The sequence below is a fragment of the Lysobacterales bacterium genome, assembly GCA_016703225.1.
Classification (GTDB): domain Bacteria; phylum Pseudomonadota; class Gammaproteobacteria; order Xanthomonadales; family Ahniellaceae; genus JADKHK01.
Map to the genome: position 1 here is coordinate 620762 of JADJCM010000001.1, position 13503 is coordinate 634264.

General features: G+C 66.8%; 15 protein-coding genes. 3 read left to right on the plus strand and 12 right to left on the minus strand.

Annotated features, from left to right (window positions below; genetic code table 11):
- Nucleotides 1–94 precede the first annotated feature (94 nt).
- Nucleotides 95–943: a hypothetical protein gene (locus tag IPG63_02625; GenBank protein ID MBK6726147.1), complete on the plus strand. Its 849-nt coding sequence runs from the start codon at nucleotides 95–97 to the stop codon at nucleotides 941–943.
- On the opposite strand, the gene IPG63_02630 is transcribed toward IPG63_02625, so the two are convergent.
- Genes IPG63_02630 through ribB form a run of 5 tightly spaced genes read right to left on the minus strand, consistent with a single transcriptional unit; the run spans nucleotide 935 to nucleotide 4623 of the window.
- Nucleotides 935–1453, minus strand: a complete 519-nt coding sequence (locus IPG63_02630) for a phosphatidylglycerophosphatase A (protein ID MBK6726148.1) — start codon at nucleotides 1451–1453, stop codon at nucleotides 935–937. The two genes, IPG63_02625 and IPG63_02630, sit on opposite strands and share 9 nt — an antisense overlap.
- Nucleotides 1437–2411 (minus strand): thiamine-phosphate kinase, encoded by a 975-nt coding sequence (gene thiL / locus IPG63_02635; GenBank protein ID MBK6726149.1) that lies wholly within the window; start codon nucleotides 2409–2411, stop codon nucleotides 1437–1439. The genes IPG63_02630 and thiL overlap by 17 nt, the downstream gene beginning before the upstream one ends.
- A 28-nt stretch (nucleotides 2412–2439) precedes the next feature.
- Nucleotides 2440–2895 (minus strand): transcription antitermination factor NusB, encoded by a 456-nt coding sequence (nusB, locus tag IPG63_02640; GenBank protein ID MBK6726150.1) that lies wholly within the window; start codon nucleotides 2893–2895, stop codon nucleotides 2440–2442.
- Nucleotides 2892–3485 (minus strand): 6,7-dimethyl-8-ribityllumazine synthase, encoded by a 594-nt coding sequence (locus tag IPG63_02645; protein MBK6726151.1) that lies wholly within the window; start codon nucleotides 3483–3485, stop codon nucleotides 2892–2894. Before IPG63_02645 ends, nusB begins: the two co-directional genes overlap by 4 nt.
- A gap of 43 nt (nucleotides 3486–3528) precedes the next feature.
- Nucleotides 3529–4623 carry a 3,4-dihydroxy-2-butanone-4-phosphate synthase gene (gene ribB, locus IPG63_02650; protein ID MBK6726152.1) on the minus strand — a complete coding sequence of 365 codons (1095 nt, stop codon included), beginning with the start codon at nucleotides 4621–4623 and terminating at the stop codon, nucleotides 3529–3531.
- A gap of 107 nt (nucleotides 4624–4730) precedes the next feature.
- Here ribB and IPG63_02655 point away from each other — a divergent pair, with 107 nt between their 5' ends.
- The gene (locus IPG63_02655) at nucleotides 4731–5588 is read left to right on the plus strand and encodes a DUF1003 domain-containing protein (GenBank protein ID MBK6726153.1); all 858 of its coding nucleotides are present in this window, start codon (nucleotides 4731–4733) and stop codon (nucleotides 5586–5588) included.
- Nucleotides 5589–5631: 43 nt separating this feature from the next.
- Here the strand turns inward: IPG63_02655 and IPG63_02660 are convergent, their stop codons facing one another.
- Genes IPG63_02660 through IPG63_02690 form a run of 7 tightly spaced genes read right to left on the minus strand, consistent with a single transcriptional unit; the run spans nucleotide 5632 to nucleotide 11406 of the window.
- The gene (locus tag IPG63_02660) at nucleotides 5632–6279 is read right to left on the minus strand and encodes a DUF4276 family protein (protein ID MBK6726154.1); all 648 of its coding nucleotides are present in this window, start codon (nucleotides 6277–6279) and stop codon (nucleotides 5632–5634) included.
- Nucleotides 6276–7406 carry an AAA family ATPase gene (locus IPG63_02665; GenBank protein MBK6726155.1) on the minus strand — a complete coding sequence of 377 codons (1131 nt, stop codon included), beginning with the start codon at nucleotides 7404–7406 and terminating at the stop codon, nucleotides 6276–6278. Before IPG63_02665 ends, IPG63_02660 begins: the two co-directional genes overlap by 4 nt.
- Before the next feature lie 50 nt (nucleotides 7407–7456).
- Nucleotides 7457–8050, minus strand: a complete 594-nt coding sequence (locus tag IPG63_02670; GenBank protein ID MBK6726156.1) for a riboflavin synthase — start codon at nucleotides 8048–8050, stop codon at nucleotides 7457–7459.
- A 2-nt stretch (nucleotides 8051–8052) separates the two neighbouring features.
- Nucleotides 8053–9144 (minus strand): bifunctional diaminohydroxyphosphoribosylaminopyrimidine deaminase/5-amino-6-(5-phosphoribosylamino)uracil reductase RibD, encoded by a 1092-nt coding sequence (ribD, locus tag IPG63_02675; protein ID MBK6726157.1) that lies wholly within the window; start codon nucleotides 9142–9144, stop codon nucleotides 8053–8055.
- Between the two features lie 2 nt (nucleotides 9145–9146).
- Nucleotides 9147–9626 carry a GNAT family N-acetyltransferase gene (locus IPG63_02680; protein ID MBK6726158.1) on the minus strand — a complete coding sequence of 160 codons (480 nt, stop codon included), beginning with the start codon at nucleotides 9624–9626 and terminating at the stop codon, nucleotides 9147–9149.
- Nucleotides 9623–10141: a transcriptional repressor NrdR gene (gene nrdR / locus IPG63_02685; protein ID MBK6726159.1), complete on the minus strand. Its 519-nt coding sequence runs from the start codon at nucleotides 10139–10141 to the stop codon at nucleotides 9623–9625. The genes IPG63_02680 and nrdR overlap by 4 nt, the downstream gene beginning before the upstream one ends.
- Nucleotides 10142–10152: 11 nt before the next feature.
- Nucleotides 10153–11406 (minus strand): serine hydroxymethyltransferase, encoded by a 1254-nt coding sequence (locus IPG63_02690; GenBank protein MBK6726160.1) that lies wholly within the window; start codon nucleotides 11404–11406, stop codon nucleotides 10153–10155.
- A 135-nt stretch (nucleotides 11407–11541) separates the two neighbouring features.
- On the opposite strand from IPG63_02690, the gene IPG63_02695 reads away from it, so the two are divergent.
- Complete coding sequence (locus IPG63_02695; protein ID MBK6726161.1) at nucleotides 11542–13398, plus strand: hypothetical protein; 1857 nt, start codon at nucleotides 11542–11544, stop codon at nucleotides 13396–13398.
- The last annotated feature ends 105 nt before the right edge of the window (nucleotides 13399–13503 follow it).

Genomic DNA, 13503 nt, shown 5'->3' on the forward strand with positions numbered 1-13503 from the left:
TCGCCACGGGGCCGGCTACAAGAATGGCAACGCTGGGCGCCAGCGTGCCTTTCGGCACTGCCGGTAACGGGCGCGCCGGGCTCTGATCGAAGCCATGGTTTCGCTGTCGCAACGCACCGCTTCCCGCTGGGTCCGCTGGATCTGGGTGCTCGTGCTCGCCTGTCCGCTGGCGGCACTGGCCGGCGACGAGCCCTTGCGCGTGGTCTTCGTCGGCAACAGCTACACCTACACCAACGATCTGCCGGCGCTGTTTCGCGCTCTGGTGCACAGCCAGAATCCACAGCGCGAAGTCACGACCGAGGCCTTCGTCACCCCCGGCGGCTATCTCAATGAGCGCTGGCGCGAGGGTGCGGTGCAGCAGTACCTGCAGTCGCACCGGGTAGACGTGCTGGTGCTGCAGGAGGCGGGTGGCTGGCTGCGCTGCGCCGACCATCCTTCGCTGCGCACCACGTTTGCCTGCACCGACAGCCTGCGCACGCACAAGCGCTACGCCAAATTCGCGGCGCGGCTCGGCATCCGCACCGTGCTTTTCGGCACCTGGGGCGCGGACGCCCGCGAGCAGGCCGCAATCAGCCGCGTGCTGCGCCGCCTGTCGCGAGCGACCGCCGCGGTGCCGGCCGACGCCGGTGCGGCCATCCTGCAACTGCGCAAGCTCGATGCGCAGCGAACGCCGTTCAGCGACCGCTGGCTGCACCCGACGCCGGATACCTCGATGCTGGTTGCGATCATGCTCTATGCCGCGATCGAGGGCTGGCTGCCCGCCGCCAACGCGATCACGCTCGAGCAGCCGCTGATCGCGGCGCATGCCCGGCCCGATGCACAGGTGCCACTGTCGATGCAGTACAGCACCCTGCCGCGCAAGCACCACGCCGCCTTCAGCGCCGAGACAATGGCGGCGCTGCGGCGTGCCGCCGAGCTCGCCCTGGCGGAGCGTTCACACTGATCGGCAGCACTGCGCCAGCCACGGCAGCGCGCACAGCATCAGCGCCGAGTAGACGCCGGCGATGGCGTCGTCGGCCATCGCGCCAAAACCGCCGTGCAGCTCGCGGTCGGCCCACGATGCCGGCCACGGCTTGAGGATGTCGGTGAACCGGAAGGCGAGGAACGCGGCCAGCAATTCCAGCCACAGCGGCGGCGCATAGCCGAGCAGCGGCCACAACGTCAGCGCCGGCAGCAGCGTGATCCAGGTGCCGACCCACTCGTCGACCACGACCACGCCGGGGTCCTCGATGCCGATCTCGCGGATCACCCAATCGGCGGCGCGCACACCGAGCCCGAACATGATCACTGCGGCCACGAGCAGCGCCACCCAGCCGAACGGGCGCAGCGCCAGGTACGCCAGCAATGCCGCAGCGGTGCCGGCGGTGCCCGGTGCGAACGGCGACAGGCCGGAACCAAAGCCGCTCGCGAGCCAGCCCCAGGGGTGGCGCAGCAACTCATGCTTGGCGCGCATCGTCGCCTCCGAAGTGGTTGTAGCCGGTTCGTCGGCAGAAGTGGGTACTGCCGTCGGCTTCGACCACGTCGACACCGGACCCGACCGTGACCTCGCCGATCTCGGTCAGCGGCAGTGCCAGCGACGCCAGCCGCTCGCGCGCCTCCGCAAGCCGCGCCGCGGGCACGGTGAAGGCGAGCAAGTAGTCGTCGCCGCCGCCGAGCGCGAGGTCGATGACAGCGCTGGCGTCGAGGCCAAGCGTGGCACCGAGCGCGAGCGGCGGATGCGGGATACGCACGAGTTCGAGGCGGATACCGACCGCACTCGCCGCGGCGATATGGCCGAGATCGGCGAGCAGGCCATCGGAGACATCGATGCAGGCGCTGGCGACGCCGTGCAGCGCCTGCCCGAGTGCGAGCTGCGGTTCGGGCCGATCGAGGCGCGCGATGCAATGCGCATGGCGCGGGTCTGCGCGCTGACCTTGCTGGATGGCGGCCAGCCCCATCGCAGCTTCGCCGGGCACGCCGGCAATGCAGACGCGATCACCCACTCGCGCGCCATCGCGGCGCAGCGCCGTGCCCGCAGCGACGGCGCCGAGCGCGGTCACGGTGATCGCCAACGGCCCGCGTGTGGTATCGCCACCGACCAGTTCGACGCCGCTCATTTTCGCAAGCGTCGCGAAACCATGGCCGAAGCGCTCGACCCAGGCGGCATCGTGATCGGGCAGGGTCAGTGCCAACAGTGCCCACTGCGCGTTCGCACCCATCGCCGCGAGGTCGGACAGATTCACCGCGAGCGCTTTCCAGCCGATCGCGAAGGCGTCGGTGTCGGCCGGAAAATGACGGCCGCCGAGCAGCGTGTCGCAGACCGCGACCAGATGCCGCCCGGGCGCGGGCACCAGCACCGCGCCATCGTCGCCGATGCCGAGCAGCACGTCTTCGCGGCCAGCGCGCTGCGTCGCTGCAAGTCGCCGGATCAGTGCGAATTCGTCGGCGGGCGCGGCCACATCAGCGGCGGTATTCGCTGCCACGCACGGCGCGCGCGAGTTTGTCGAGGACGCCGTTGACGTAGGTATGGCCGAAGTCGGCGCCGAAGCGCTTGGTGGTCTCGATCGCCTCGTTGATGACGACGCGATAGGGCACGTCGAGGCGGTGGATCAGTTCGTAGGCGGCGAGGCGCAGCACCGCGCGCTCGATCGGGTCGACTGCGGCGATGGTGCGGTCGAGGTGCGGGCCGATCGCCGCGTCGAGTTCGGCGCAGCGCCGCTCGATGTTGACCAGCAGGTCCTCGAAGTAGTCGAGGTCGGCGATCTCCATCTCCTGCTCATGCTTGAACTGCTCGATGATGCCGCGCATGTCGGTGCCCGACACCTGCCAGGCATAAGTCGCCTGCAGCGCGCGGCGGCGTGCACGACTGCGCGCGGCCAGGTCGACTCCCTCGGGACGAGCGTGACGCTCGCTCATCGACGCGGTCCCGGGCGCAGACCGCCGGCGAACTCGTCGAGCAGGCCGTCGAGTTCGCCATCGAGGTCGAAGTCTTCGGGCAACAGGCTGCGGATCAGGCCGGCGGTATCGAGCGCGGCCAGCGCCGCTTCCTCGCCCTTGTGGCCGTGTTCGCCGCCGCAGCGCGCCAGCGCCTGGCCAACGTTCTCGACCGCGAGCACGCCATTGGCGACACTGATGCCCGACTTCAGCGCCACGTCCATCAGCGCCCGCGCCGACTCGTTGACGATGACATCGAAGTGCGCAGTTTCGCCGCGGATGATGCAGCCGAGCGCGATGATCGCGTCGATTTCGCCGGAGTCGGCCATCGCCTGCACCACCTGCGGCACTTCCCAGGCGCCGGCGACGCGCGCCAGCACCACGTCGTCGCCGCGCACATCGTGCGCCGCCAGCGTGCGCAACGCGCCTTCGAGCAGGGCATCGACGATGTCGGCATTGAAGCGTGCCGCAACGATGCCGACGCGCAACACGCCTTCGGCAGGCTCGACGCGCGAAAGCTTGAAGCGCGCCAGGTTGATCGGCTTGGCTCGCGAAACAGGATGGGACGGCATGGACAGACCTCGGGCCGCGCGACGCTGTCAGCGGGCGGGCCGATCAAGATTCGGGGGGCGCACAGTCTACCACTTCGAGTCCGAAGCCCGAGAGGCCGAGGAATCGGCGCTGGGTGCCGATCACGCGCAGGCGGCGCACGCCGAGGTCGGCGAGGATCTGCGCGCCAAGCCCGCTCTGGCGCCAGTCGCTGGCCGCGGCCGGTGCCGGCAACGCGGCCTCGGTCAGGCGCGCGAACTCGGCCTCGGGATCGCGATGGTCACCGAGCAGCACGAACACGCCGCGACCCTCCTGCGCGATTGTCGCCAGCGCCTTCTCGGCGGAAATGCCGAGGTCTTCGCGATCGAGCATGAGCACATCGACCAGCAGGTTCTTCACATGCACGCGCACCGGCGTCACCGTGTCCGCGTCGACGCTGCCGCGCACCAGCGCGTAGTGCAGGCCGGAACCAAACCGGTCGCGATAGGCGACCAGCCGGAACGCGCCGTGGCGGGTCTCCACCTCGCGCTCGAACACGCGCGTGAACGTCGCCTCGGTGTGGGCGCGATATCGGATCAGGTCGGCGATGGTGCCGATCTTCAGACCATGCCGCGCCGCGTACTGCTCGAGCTCGGGCCGCCGCGCCATGGTGCCGTCGGCGCTCATGATCTCGACGATCACGCCGGCGGGCTCGAGACCCGCGAGCAGCGCCAGATCGACCGCCGCCTCGGTGTGACCGGCGCGCATCAGCACGCCACCCGGTTGCGCCTGCAGCGGGAACACGTGTCCGGGCTGGTGCAGGTCGTCAGGTTTCGCGTTCGCGCGCACCGCGGTGCGGATGGTGTGGGCGCGGTCGTAGGCGGAAATGCCGGTGCTGACGCCCTCGGCGGCCTCGATCGAGACGGTGAACGCGGTGCGGTGACGCGAGGCGTTGTCCTGCACCATCGGCGGCAGACGCAGCTGCTTGCAGCGTTCGGCGGTCAGCGACAGGCAGATCAGGCCGCGCGCCTCGCGTGCCATGAAGTTGATGTCCTCGGGCCGCACCAGTTCCGCGGCCATGAGCAGGTCGCCCTCGTTCTCGCGATCCTCGTCGTCGAGCATGACGATCATGCGGCCGGCGCGGATCTCGTCGATCAGTTCGGGAATCGGGCTGAAACTCATGGCGGGCTGACCTGTCGGGGCGCGAAGGATAGCCGGCGACCGGGCAGGATCGTTAGGATCGACGGCGCGCCCCGGCGGCGCCCCCGATTCGACTCTTGGACACCCTGATGGCCACCATCGACCTGCTGCGCTCCATTCCGATGTTTGCCGGCCTCAGCGAAGACGACCTGTCCGCGCTCTCTGCCGCAGTCGTGGCGCGCGAGTTCAAAGCCGGCAAGATGATCTTCGCGCTCGGCGACACCGGCGATGCCATGTACATCGTCGACCGCGGCGACGTGAACATCCACCTGCCCGGGCAGAACTCACAACGCATTTCGCTCAAGGACGTAAGCCGCGGCGAATACTTCGGCGAACTGGCGCTGTTCGACCAGAAGCCGCGCAGCGCGAGCGCGGTCGCGACCAGCGACACGCAGCTGCTGGAACTGCAGCACGACACCCTGGCCAACTACCTGCAACGCCGCCCGGCCGCGGCGATGGCGATCCTGCGCACGATGAGCGAGCGCCTGCGCGAAACCAACGAGTTGCTCTCCGCGCGCGCCGCGAAAAACGTCGACGCCGAGTTCGACAAGAACCTGTCCTGGAGCGACCGCCTCGCCGACCAGGTCGCCGAGCTCAACGGCTCCTGGGCCTTCATCCTGTTCCTGCTGCTGCTGACCGCAGCCTGGTGCACGGTCAACGTGCTCGACGTGTTGCCGAAACCGCTCGATCCCTACCCGTTCCAGTTCTTCAACCTCGCGCTCGCGATCCTGGTCGGCCTGCAGGGCCCGCTCATCGTCATGAGCCAGAACCGCCAGTCGCTCAAGGACCGCGCCCGCGCCGAGACCGACTACAAGGTCAACCTCAAGAACGAAGTGAACATCGAAACCCTGATGCGCGAACTCGCCGAGTTCCGCAACGAATCCCGCGGCGTCTCCATCCACCAGGACGACCGCCGCGGCACCACCGCGGATGCGACGGAGGGTTAACGCAGCCCCGGCCCGATTCCATCCGTCCAGCATGCCCGAACCGTCAACTGCCACCCCATGCTTCCATCATGCGTATCCATGCATCGAACTGCTGGCATTGCCGACGGATGCAGTCCAGACCGATTGCTTCGGCGATGACCGGACCATGCTCTGGTTTGCTGTACGTTCCCTCTGGAAATGCTGCCAATATTCGCTTCGATGGCGCCGTTTCTCGGTTGTTGTTGATCTCTTCTGGCGTCGAAAACTGCGAACGGATCGCGACCAGCGCCTGGCGAACGCGATCGTTCCATCCGTCTAGCACGTACTGGAACTTCTCTACATCGGAGAACAGCAGTCCTTCGAACTCGTGCATCTGAACATACGGAGACACGAACCTTCGATCGAAACCGGCGACGTGGCTTGCGACGCAATCGACAATGGCTTGCTCCAATGCCTGACGCGTTCGGCCACCCGAATCCTGGAACCCGTAGTAATCGACCAGCGTCGTGAGTCGATCCGAAGCGTGATACTCGTGCGAGATGAATCGCGCGAGCCTCTCGACCGTGACTCGCCCACCGCGATGCCGTCCGGAAGGTGCCTGCACGAGGACTGGGTAGGCATTCACGCCGTGATTGAGCAGGTGCGGCGTAAGGCATGACTTGACGAACTCGACCTCCGTCACGCCTTCACACACGATGCACACCCGAATCAAGAAGACACTCCGACTGGAGTTTTCAGCCAGATGTCCGACAACAAGTAGTCGTCGTCCAGCCATCGCTGATACTGATCCTTAGGCAAATTGCGCAAAGTGGTGGCGCCGTCTTTGGCTTCGGCGACGACGATATTCTCCAGATCGAAGCAGTCGACCATGTACGGCGACTGCGTCGCAATGAACACTTGCCGAGTCTTCGCCACGCGCTTGAGCATCTCCGAAACCAACGTAATGGCGTGCGGATGAAGACCGAGCTCCGGCTCGTCGAAGAACAGCATATCCGGCAAGCGTTCGTCCGGCAGACTCAAGAGAGTGAGCAGACAGAAGAGACGCAGGGAACCATCGGAAGTCAGGTGCGCGCCAAACACCTTGTCGCTGTACTTGCTCTTCCAGCGCAACAACACCCTGCCAGAGACTGGCTCCAGTACGAAATCCTCCAACGTGGGAAACACTCGCTGAACTTGGCGTACCAGCTGTCGATAGCGCGGCGCATCGTGCTCGCGCAGATCGAGCAATACAGCGGACAGATTCCCGCCGTCGGAGCGCAGGCGCGCCGAATCAGAGACATCCCAACGCTGGTGAATGGAGGCGTTCGCGGACGTATCGTGAAACTGATAAGTGGAGCACTGCCGAAGCAACGTGTAGATGGTCTTCGCAGTCTTGTTCATCTGATCAGGCAACGCAGACTCTTTGCCGACGCCGGTGAGATTGGTCCAAGGCGCCTCTCTAGGCCTCGTTGCATCGGAATAGCGATAAGCCTCGTGGGTCAGCATCAATGTGTCACCCGCGGACAGGTGCGCCATCTCGAAGCGATAATCGTTGGACCCCCTGTCGGTAGCGATGCGCAATTCCGCCTTGATCTGCGGTGTGGCGCGCGAACCCATGAAAAACTGGTCGTCTCCACCGCCCTTTCGCACGACAAACTCTTGCAGGTTGCGTGCGCGCAGCATCCAACCCAGCATCTCGAAGAAGCGGATGAAGCTGGACTTGCCTACTCCGTTGGCGCCGATCAGCACAGTGAGCTGCGGAAGCTGCAATTTCTCGATTCGCTTCAGACTGCGGAAGCCTTCAATGGAGACTTCCGCAATTCGCCCTTGGAGACGATGCAGATTCTGATGACTGATCATTGCAAGCCCTCCTTCAAGAGCGACGTCTGCCGACACCGTGAGGATAACGGTTATCGCCGTTCACGAAGTCGATCAAGGTAACGCGCGAGCAAGTCGACTTCGAGGTTGACGGTGCTGCCGGGTGTGGTTTCGGCGAAGGCGGTGACGGTTTGGGTGTGCGGGATCAGGGCGACGTCGAAGTGGTCGTCGCCGACGGCGTTGACGGTGAGGCTGACGCCATCGACGGCGATCGAGCCTTTGCCGGCGACGAAGCGCGCGAGTGCGCGCGGCAGGGCGAAGCGCCAGCGGGTGGCGCGGGCGTCGGCTTCGATCGCGAGCACGCGGCCGACGCCATCGACATGGCCGCTGACCAGATGACCGCCGACACGATCGCCGAAACGCAGCGACTTCTCGAGATTGACCAGGCGCCCGACCGCCCACGATCCCAGCGTCGTGCACGCCAGCGTCTCGGTCGAGGCATCGGCGTCGAAGCCGTGCGCATCGAAGGCGACCACGGTCAGGCAGACGCCGTTCACGGCAATGCTGTCGCCGAGTTGCACGTCATCGAAGCCGAGCGTGTCGGACTGGATGCGCAGGCGCACGTCGCCGCCCTTCGCTTCGATGGCGGCGACGCGACCGGTGGCTTCGACGAGTCCGGTGAACATGATCAATCTCCTTGCTTGGGGCGCAGGATCAGTCGACGGTCCGGCCCGGTGCGGCGTTCGTCGATCAGGGTCCAGTCGAGCATCGCCGTCAGCGTGCCGCCGAACAGCGGCCGCGCGTCTGCGCCGAGCAGCGTGTGCGACTGGTACAGCAGGCATTCGTCGAGCATGCCGGCGCGCAACAATCCGCCGGCCAGCGATGCTCCCGCCTCGACATGCAATTCGTTGACCTGCCGCTGCGCCAGCAGCAGCAACAGCGCCCGCAGGTCGATGTGCGCACCATCGAGCGGCAGCGCGACGACCTCGGCCCCCGCCGCTTCGAGCGCGCGCCGACGTCCACCGTCGGCACCGTCACCACAGACCACGAGCACGTGCGGGCCGGCCTCGCTCAGCAAGCGCGCGGTCGGTGGCGTGCGCAGCCCGGTATCGGCGATCACGCGCAGCGGCGGCGCGTGCGGGACGTCCAGGCGCACGGTGAGCAACGGATCATCGGCGAGCACAGTGTCGACGCCCGTCAGGATCGCCGAGGCGCGCGCGCGCCAGCGATGGCCGTCGCGTTGCGCAGCGTCGGTGGTGACCGCGAGTCGGGAACCGTCAGCTGGTGCGGTGCGGCCGTCGAGTGTGCTCGCGAGCTTCACGCGCACGAATGGGCGGCCGCGCTCGATGCGCGAGAAGAAGCCGACGTTGATCTCGCGCGCCGCAGATTCCATCAGCCCGACTTCGACCGCGATGCCGGCCGCGCGCAGACGCGCGAAGCCTTCGCCGGCAACACGGTCGAACGGATCGCCCACGGCCGCGACCACGCGCGCGACGCCGGCGCGGACCAGCGCATCCGCACACGGCGGCGTGCGCCCGTGGTGCGCACACGGTTCGAGCGTGACGTAGGCGGTGGCGCCGCGCGCGCGCGCGCCGGCCTCGCGGAGCGCGAGCACCTCCGCATGCGGACCACCGGCGCGCTCGTGGGAGCCTTGACCGAGCACGCCAGTGCCGTCCGCGATCACGCAGCCGACGCGCGGATTCGGCGCCGTCGTGTACCGGCCACGCGCTGCCAGCCGCAGTGCCTCAGCCATATGAGTGTGATCGATCGCGCTAAACATGCTCAGTGCCCCAGCGCGCGCGGCGCGATACCCAGCACCGATGCCTGCACTCCGCGCAGCGAGACGCTGGCCACGTCCTCCCAGCCGAGTCGGCGATAGAAGCGTTCCTGCCCGGAGGTGTACAGATGCAAGCGCGTGATGCCGAGCCGCTGCGCGATGTTCTCGCAGCGGCGCACCAGTTCGACGCCGAGCCCGCGACCTCGAGACTGCGGCCGAACGTACAGACTCGCCAGCCACGGCGAGTAGTCGCGGATATCGTCGTGGTCGTTCTCGAGCAGACTCACCGAACCGAGCAGATCTTCACCATCGAGCGCGACAAGCGTCGTCGGGATCTTCTCGCAGCCGTCGTGTGTGGAGAATTCGGCAAGCATGTCCGGCACATTGAAGCCGGGAATCAAGGGCGCCCACTCGGCCACATGCCATTCGGCCAGCTGCGCGGCGCGCTCCGGCACCTCGCTCAACCAGACGAAGCGCCGGCTCACGGCTTGCGTTCGCCCGGCAGCAGATCGCCGAGCAACGGCAACTGGCGCTCGGACAGCGCCGGCAAGTCGCGCTCCAGCTGCTCGACCTCCTCGCGGAACGCCTGCACGTCCTCGAACTTGCGATAGACCGAAGCAAAACGCACGTACGCGACCTGGTCGATGCGACGCAACTCGCTCATCACCCAGTCGCCGAGCCGCCGCGACGGCACTTCGCGATCGCCATGGCCACGCAGGCGCTTGGTGATCGCGGCGATCGCTGCATCGATGCTGGCAGTGCCGGCCGGCCGCTTGTGCAGGCAACGCTCCAGGCTCGCGCGCAACTTGGCCGCATCGAACGACTCGCGCCGTCCGTCCTGCTTGACGATCATCGGCAGCTTGAACTCGACCGTCTCGAAGGTGGTGAAGCGCTCGCTGCACGCCTCGCACTGCCGCCGCCTGCGCACCTGCATCCCGTCCTCGGTCAGACGCGAATCGACGACGCGGGTATCGGGCTTGTGGCAGAAAGGGCAGTGCATCGATCAGGGCCTCAGGCGTAGACCGGATACTGCTGGCACTGCCTTGTGACATTGGCGCGGGCGCCGTCGATCACTGCGGTGTTGGTCGGCTGGTCGAGCACATCGCAGATCCAGTTCGCAAGCGCGACGCAGTCCGGCTCCTTGTAGCCGCGCGTGGTCACGGCGGGCGTGCCGATGCGCAGGCCGGAGGTCACGAACGGCGAGCGCGGATCGTTCGGCACCGCGTTCTTGTTGACGGTGATGTGCGCGGCGCCGAGCGCTGCCTCGGCGTCCTTGCCGGTGACGTCGCGACCGATCAGATCAACCAGGAACAGGTGGTTCCTGGTGCCGCCGGAGACGATCTTGTAGCCGCGGCTGATGAAGGCGTTCGCCATTGCCTGCGCATTCAACACGACCTGGTGCTGGTAGCTCTTGAACTCGGGCTGCAGCGCTTCCAGGAACGCGACCGCCTTGGCCGCAATCACGTGCATCAGCGGGCCGCCCTGCGTGCCCGGGAACACCATCGACTGCAGCTTCTTCTCGATCTCGGCATTCGTCTTGGCCAGAATGATGCCGCCGCGCGGACCGCGCAGGGTCTTGTGCGTGGTCGAGGTGACGACATCGGCATGCGGTACCGGGTTCGGATACTCGCCGGCAGCGACGAGTCCGGCGACGTGCGCCATGTCGACGAACAGATACGCACCGACCGCCTTCGCGATCTCGGCAAACTTTGCCCAGTCGATTACCTGCGAGTACGCCGAGAATCCGGCGACGATCATCTTCGGCTTGTGTTCGCGCGCCAGGCGCTCGACTTCGGTGTAGTCGATCAGGCCAGTGGTCACGTCGATGCCGTACTGCACGGCGTTGAAGATCTTGCCCGAGAAATTCACCTTCGCGCCGTGCGTCAGGTGTCCACCGTGGGCGAGGCTCATGCCGAGAATGGTGTCGCCCGGTGTCAGCAGCGCCAGATAGACCGCGGCATTGGCCTGCGAACCCGAGTGCGGCTGCACATTCGCGTAGTCGGCGCCGAACAGTTGCTTGACGCGCTCGATCGCCAGATTCTCGGCGACATCGACGAACTCGCAGCCGCCGTAGTAGCGCTTGCCCGGATAGCCTTCGGCGTACTTGTTGGTCAGCACCGAACCCTGCGCCGCCATCACTCTCGGGCTGGCGTAGTTCTCGGACGCGATCAACTCGACGTGATCTTCCTGGCGCTGCACCTCGGCCGCGATGGCCTTGGCAAGCGCGGGATCAAAGGCTTCAATCGACGAGGTCTGGTGGTACATCGGCGGGCTCCGGAGGCAGCGACGGGAAGGCCCGGATGGTAGCGCAGCGACTTCGCAGCTCGCCCGCAAGAGCGCATCGGCGCTAGTCTTCTGCGCGCCTCTGCCCTCGTTCCGCCCGAATCGCTGCCGCCGCCGATGAGCCTCCCGCACGACGCCATGATCGCCCGCATCGCCACCCTGCTCGGCCAGGGCCGCAGCGTCGAGGCCGAGCGCGAGCTGGCCGCCATTCGCCGCAACTTGCCGGTGCAGCAGGCAACGACCGTACTCAACCAGCTGCTGCAACAACACACGAACTGGGTCCCGGCCCTCGACGAGCTCGGTCGCTGCATGTTGCAGATGCAACAGCACCGCGCCGCCTTCAACATCGGCGCGCACATCACGCAACTGGATGGCGACGACGCTCGTGGCCTCGAACTTCAGGCGCTGGCCATGGAGCAAGGCGGCGCCACGGCGATCGAGGTGCTGCCGTTGCGACGACGCCTGGTCGCGCTGCAACCAGACTCGTTGAGCTACCAGTTTCTGCTTGCGGTCACCGCATCTCGGGTCGGCTACTACCGTGAAATGCATGCCGCACTCGATGCCACGCTGGCGCTCGATCCGTCGCATCTGTTCGCGCGCTGGGCGAAGTTCCTGACGCCACGCGGCAAATTCTTCGCGAGCGACGACGAAGTGCAGCGCTTCATTGCCGACTGGGATTCGGGCTGCGCCGCGTTCGCCGGCATCGACCTCGAGGCGCCGGACGCTCGCCCCCAACTGGAACACCTGCTTCTCGCGCAGAGCAACTTCCACCTTGCCTACACCGGAATCGACGTGACGTCGCGCCAGATCGCGCTGGGTCAAGTCCTGCGGCGCATTGCGCGCAGCGCGCTGCCGCAATTCGATCGACCGTTCGCGGCAAGGCCAGCGAGCGGCAAGCTCCGCGTCGGCTTCCTGACTGCCAGCCTGCGCCACCACACCGTGCTCAAGCTCTTCGGCGGGCTGATGCGCGGCCTGCCGCGCCAGCGATTTGAAGTTCACGCCTATGCACTGGAAGCCGGCGTCGATGCCGTCACCGAACAGCTGCGGCGCGAGCTCGATCTGGTGCGCACCGAGCTCACGGGCCTGGGCACGATGGCCCAACGCATCCGCGACGATGCCTGCGACGCCCTGATCTATCTCGACATCGGCATGCACCCGCGCACGGTGGCGCTCTCGGCGTTGCGGCTCGCCCCCTTCCAGGCAATGCTCTGGGGCCACCCGGTGACCAGCGGCGTCGACACCATCGATGCCTTCATCAGCAGCGCGCTGATGGAACCCGTCGACGCCCAAGCGCACTACTCCGAAGCCCTGCTGACCTTGCCCGGTCTCGGTTGCTGGTTCGACCCGCAAACGCGGTCGCCAACCCCGCCACGCCCGAAGAATGACGACGACCGCGTGCGGCTGTGCTGCGCACAGAACGGGCTCAAACTGCTGCCCGAGCAAGATGGCGTCTTCGCACGCATCCTCGCCGCAGCTCCCGCGGCCGACCTCACCTTGCTGTGCGGGCTGCATGCGGGTATCGAGCAGGATCTCGTGGCCCGAATGCGTCCAGTCTTCCTCGCGCACGGCGTCGATTTCGAGCGCCGCGTGCACGTGGTCGGCAATATCGACGAGGCCGGATTTCAGCAGGAGCTGGCGCAGGCCGACCTGGTGCTCGACTCGCTGCACTGGTCCGGCGGCGTCACCGCGCTCGAGACATTCTCGGCCGACACGCCGATCCTGACCCTGCCCGGAGCCTTCATGCGCGGCCGGCATACCTTTGCCATGTTGCAGCTGCTGGAACTGCCGGAGCTCATCACCGACGACGTCGACGACTTCGTGCGTCGCGCCGTCGCGCTGGCCAGCGATCCTGCGGAACGCATGCGCCTGCGCGCGTTGGTGTCTGCGCGCAAGTCGCGGCTGTACCGCGACCACCGCGTCGTCACGGCGTTCACGGAACTGCTGCAACGCGAAGTCGCCAAACGCACTGTCTGAGAGGTGCGGCGCGGCACCGCCTCCGCCCCAGGATCGCCTGGCGACGAAGCTGGACTTGCCCCGGCCCTGCACCGACAATGCTCGGTCTACTTCTCGCCGGATCGG

What these genes read in the sequence shown, in the direction of transcription:
- ribB (MBK6726152.1), bottom strand. Translation starts at nt 4,623, where the DNA reads ATGAGTTTCAGCCCGATTCCCGAACTGATCGACGAGATCCGCGCCGGC.
- IPG63_02630 (MBK6726148.1), bottom strand. Translation starts at nt 1,453, where the DNA reads ATGCGCGCCAAGCATGAGTTGCTGCGCCACCCCTGGGGCTGGCTCGCG.
- ribD (MBK6726157.1), bottom strand. Translation starts at nt 9,144, where the DNA reads ATGTTTAGCGCGATCGATCACACTCATATGGCTGAGGCACTGCGGCTG.
- IPG63_02625 (MBK6726147.1), top strand. Translation starts at nt 95, where the DNA reads ATGGTTTCGCTGTCGCAACGCACCGCTTCCCGCTGGGTCCGCTGGATC.
- IPG63_02695 (MBK6726161.1), top strand. Translation starts at nt 11,542, where the DNA reads ATGAGCCTCCCGCACGACGCCATGATCGCCCGCATCGCCACCCTGCTC.
- IPG63_02655 (MBK6726153.1), top strand. Translation starts at nt 4,731, where the DNA reads ATGGCCACCATCGACCTGCTGCGCTCCATTCCGATGTTTGCCGGCCTC.
- IPG63_02665 (MBK6726155.1), bottom strand. Translation starts at nt 7,406, where the DNA reads ATGATCAGTCATCAGAATCTGCATCGTCTCCAAGGGCGAATTGCGGAA.
- IPG63_02690 (MBK6726160.1), bottom strand. Translation starts at nt 11,406, where the DNA reads ATGTACCACCAGACCTCGTCGATTGAAGCCTTTGATCCCGCGCTTGCC.
- nusB (MBK6726150.1), bottom strand. Translation starts at nt 2,895, where the DNA reads ATGAGCGAGCGTCACGCTCGTCCCGAGGGAGTCGACCTGGCCGCGCGC.
- IPG63_02645 (MBK6726151.1), bottom strand. Translation starts at nt 3,485, where the DNA reads ATGCCGTCCCATCCTGTTTCGCGAGCCAAGCCGATCAACCTGGCGCGC.
- IPG63_02670 (MBK6726156.1), bottom strand. Translation starts at nt 8,050, where the DNA reads ATGTTCACCGGACTCGTCGAAGCCACCGGTCGCGTCGCCGCCATCGAA.
- nrdR (MBK6726159.1), bottom strand. Translation starts at nt 10,141, where the DNA reads ATGCACTGCCCTTTCTGCCACAAGCCCGATACCCGCGTCGTCGATTCG.